We start from the raw sequence: 3,190 nt of genomic DNA, 5'->3' as shown, positions 1-3,190 counted from the left end.
CGGCGGCGAGGTCCGGGTGCACCGCCCGGTCGAACCCCGCGCCCATGTGCGGGACCGGGGCAGCGACGTGCGCCCCGGCGACCTCGCGCTCACCGCGGGCACGGTGATCGGACCGCCGCAGATCGGGCTGCTCGCCGCGATCGGCCGCTCCACCGTCACCGTGCGGCCCCGCCCGCGCGTCGTCGTCCTGTCCACCGGCAGCGAACTCGTGCAGCCCGGCGCCGAGCTGGCGCCCGGCCGGATCTACGACTCCAACAGCTTCGCCCTCACCGCCGCCGCCCGCGACGCCGGAGCCATCGCCTACCGCGTCGGCGCCGTCGCCGACGACGCCGACACCCTGCGCGCCACCATCGAGGACCAGCTCATCCGCGCCGACCTCGTCGTCACCACGGGCGGCGTCAGCGTCGGCGCGTACGACGTCGTCAAGGAGGCCCTGTCCGCCGTGGGCGACGAGGACGGGACGGGCGGCGGCGGGGTCGACTTCCGCAAGCTCGCCATGCAGCCGGGCAAACCGCAGGGCTTCGGCTCCATCGGCCCCGACCACACCCCGCTGCTCGCCCTCCCCGGCAACCCGGTCTCCAGCTACGTCTCCTTCGAGCTGTTCGTCCGCCCCGTGATCCGTACGCTGATGGGCCTGCCCGAGACCGGCCGCCCCACGGCGAAGGCCGTGCTCGCCACCGACAAGGCCCTGTCCTCGCCGGCCGGGAAGCGCCAGTTCCTGCGCGGGACGTACGACGCCGAGGCCGGCACCGTCACGCCGGTCGGCGGTTCCGGATCGCACCTGATCGCGGCGCTCGCCCAGGCCGACGCGCTGATCGTGCTGCCCGAGGACGTCACGTCGGCGGAACCCGGCACCGACACCGAGGTGATCCTGCTCCGCTGACCGGGGCCCCGTGGCGGTACGGTATTTGGCGCTGTGCCGTCCGGGGGACACCCCCCGGCCCCCGGACCCGCGCCCCGGTGCGGCGCCGGGGAATCCGGCGCCCTACCGCTAGGCGGAGTGAGTTGAGTACGCAGAACAGGCTGACGCACATCGACGAGGCGGGTGCCGCCCGCATGGTGGACGTCTCCGGGAAGGACGTCACCGCGCGCGTCGCCCGCGCCGCGGGCCGGGTCCTCGTGTCGCCGCGTGTGATCGAACTGCTCCGGGGCGAAGGAGTCCCCAAGGGCGACGCCCTCGCCACCGCGCGGATCGCGGGCATCATGGGCGCCAAGCGCACCCCGGACCTGATCCCCCTCTGCCACCCGCTGGCCGTCTCCGGCGTCGGCGTCGAGCTGACCGTCGCCGACGACGCCGTCGAGATCAGCGCCACGGTGAAGACCACCGACCGCACGGGCGTCGAGATGGAGGCCCTGACCGCCGTGTCGGTGGCCGCGCTCACCGTCGTGGACATGGTCAAGGCGGTCGACAAGGCGGCGGTCATCACGGACATCCGGGTGGAGTCGAAGTCGGGCGGCAAGTCCGGCGACTGGGTGCGCGCCCGGGAGACCGGGGCCGACGCGTGAGCGCCGCCGCACCGCAGCCCCCGTACCGCGCCCTCGTCGTGACCGCGTCCAACCGCGCGTCCGCCGGGGTCTACGCCGACCGGGGCGGGCCGCTGATCGCCGAGGCGCTGACCCGGCTCGGCTTCACCGTGGACGGCCCGCGGGTCGTGCCGGACGGCGACCCGGTCGAGCAGGCCCTGCGCGCCGCCCGGGACGCCGGGTACGACGTGGTCGTCACCACCGGCGGTACGGGCATCTCGCCCACCGACCGCACCCCCGAGGCCACCCGCCGCGTCCTGGACCACGAGATCCCCGGCATCCCCGAGGCCATCAGGGCCGAGGGCCGCGACAAGGTCCCCACCGCCGCCCTCTCACGCGGTCTGGCGGGGGTGGCCGGGCACACCCTGATCGTCAACCTCCCCGGCTCCACCGGCGGGGTGCGCGACGGGCTCGCCGTCCTGGAACGGCTCCTCGTGCACGCCGTCGACCAGCTGCGCGGCGGCGACCACCCCCGACCGGGGAGCCCGAGCTGAACGTCCCGACCTGGCCGGTGATCCTGGTGGACGGCGACGTCGCCCTCCGGCCCATCAGACTGCGCGACCAGCGCGAGTGGCGCGAGGTCAACCGGCGCAACCGCGACTGGCTGCGCCCCTGGGAGGCGACCGTGCCGCCGCCCGCGCCCGGCGGACCGGTCGCCCAGCGGCCCACGTACCGCCAGATGATCCGCCATCTGCGCTCCGAGGCCAACGCCGGCCGGATGCTGCCGTTCGCCATCGAGTACCGGGGGCGGCTCGTCGGCCAGTTGACGGTTGCCGGGGTCACCTGGGGCTCGATGTGCTCCGGGCACGTCGGCTACTGGGTGGACCGGGAGGTGGCCGGACGCGGGGTGATGCCGACCGCCGTCGCGCTCGCCGTCGACCACTGTTTCCAGGTGGTCGGACTGCACCGCATCGAGGTGTGCATTCGCCCCGAGAACGGGCCGAGCCGGCGGGTCGTGGAGAAACTCGGATTCCGCGAGGAGGGGCTGCGCCCGCGCTATCTCCACATCGACGGTGCCTGGCGGGACCACCTCATCTACGCGCTCACGGCGGAGGAGGTGCCGGACGGGCTGCTGCGCAGATGGCACCGCTCGCGACCCGCTCCGCGCCGGGAGGAACAGGCGCGTCCGGAACGGCCGGAGGGCCCGCCTCCCAGCTAATAGAAAATGCGTTCGATTAAATCCGGTCCGTTGATCGGAACAATCACAAAAAAAGTCCGCGATATCGGCCGGATCGTGCGACACACCGCGCCAATTGGCGGATGCCTCCGAGCAAACCCCTCTACGGTGTGAGATGTGAGCAGCAGCGGCCTCATCTACGCAGTCATCGTCGGGGCCTGGGCCGCCTACTTGGTGCCGATGTGGCTCCGCAGGCAGGACGAGCTGAACGAAGAGCGTCCGACCGAGCGCTTCAGCACCGCCATCCGGCTGCTCTCCGGCCGGGCGGCGATGGAGCGCCGGTATGCCAAGGGGCTGCAGGAGCGCACCGGGGACGAGGCGGCGCCCGACGTCGACCCGGACGCGAGCACGGACCGATTGGATTCCGTGGACGTCCGGGCCTTCGCCGCGCCTCCGGCGCACACCGAGGTCCGGATGCACGACCCGGTCGGCGCGCCCGAGCGGGGCCCGCGCAAGCGCGGCGGCGCCCCGGGTGCCTCCGGCGCCCCC

4 protein-coding genes and 1 pseudogene are annotated in these 3,190 nt (G+C 73.9%); all 5 read left to right on the top strand.

What is annotated here, in order from left to right:
* On the top strand, positions 1-883 hold an 883-nt coding region (gene glp, locus MHW47_RS33735; protein ID WP_239227654.1), incomplete at its 5' end, for a gephyrin-like molybdotransferase Glp.
* Between the two features lie 122 nt (positions 884-1,005).
* Positions 1,006-1,506 carry a cyclic pyranopterin monophosphate synthase MoaC gene (gene moaC, locus MHW47_RS33730; RefSeq protein WP_111330428.1) on the top strand — a complete coding sequence of 167 codons (501 nt, stop codon included), beginning with the start codon at positions 1,006-1,008 and terminating at the stop codon, positions 1,504-1,506.
* Positions 1,503-2,018 (top strand): molybdenum cofactor biosynthesis protein B, encoded by a 516-nt coding sequence (locus MHW47_RS33725; RefSeq protein WP_239227653.1) that lies wholly within the window; start codon positions 1,503-1,505, stop codon positions 2,016-2,018. The genes moaC and MHW47_RS33725 overlap by 4 nt, the downstream gene beginning before the upstream one ends.
* A gap of 17 nt (positions 2,019-2,035) precedes the next feature.
* Complete coding sequence (locus tag MHW47_RS33720; RefSeq protein WP_239227652.1) at positions 2,036-2,683, top strand: GNAT family N-acetyltransferase; 648 nt, start codon at positions 2,036-2,038, stop codon at positions 2,681-2,683.
* Between the two features lie 135 nt (positions 2,684-2,818).
* A pseudogene (locus MHW47_RS33715) lies at positions 2,819-3,190 on the top strand (hypothetical protein); the annotation flags it as partial.

This window comes from Streptomyces sp. OfavH-34-F, assembly GCF_022347745.1.
GTDB lineage: Bacteria > Actinomycetota > Actinomycetes > Streptomycetales > Streptomycetaceae > Streptomyces.
This window is presented reverse-complemented; position numbering and strand designations above follow the sequence as displayed.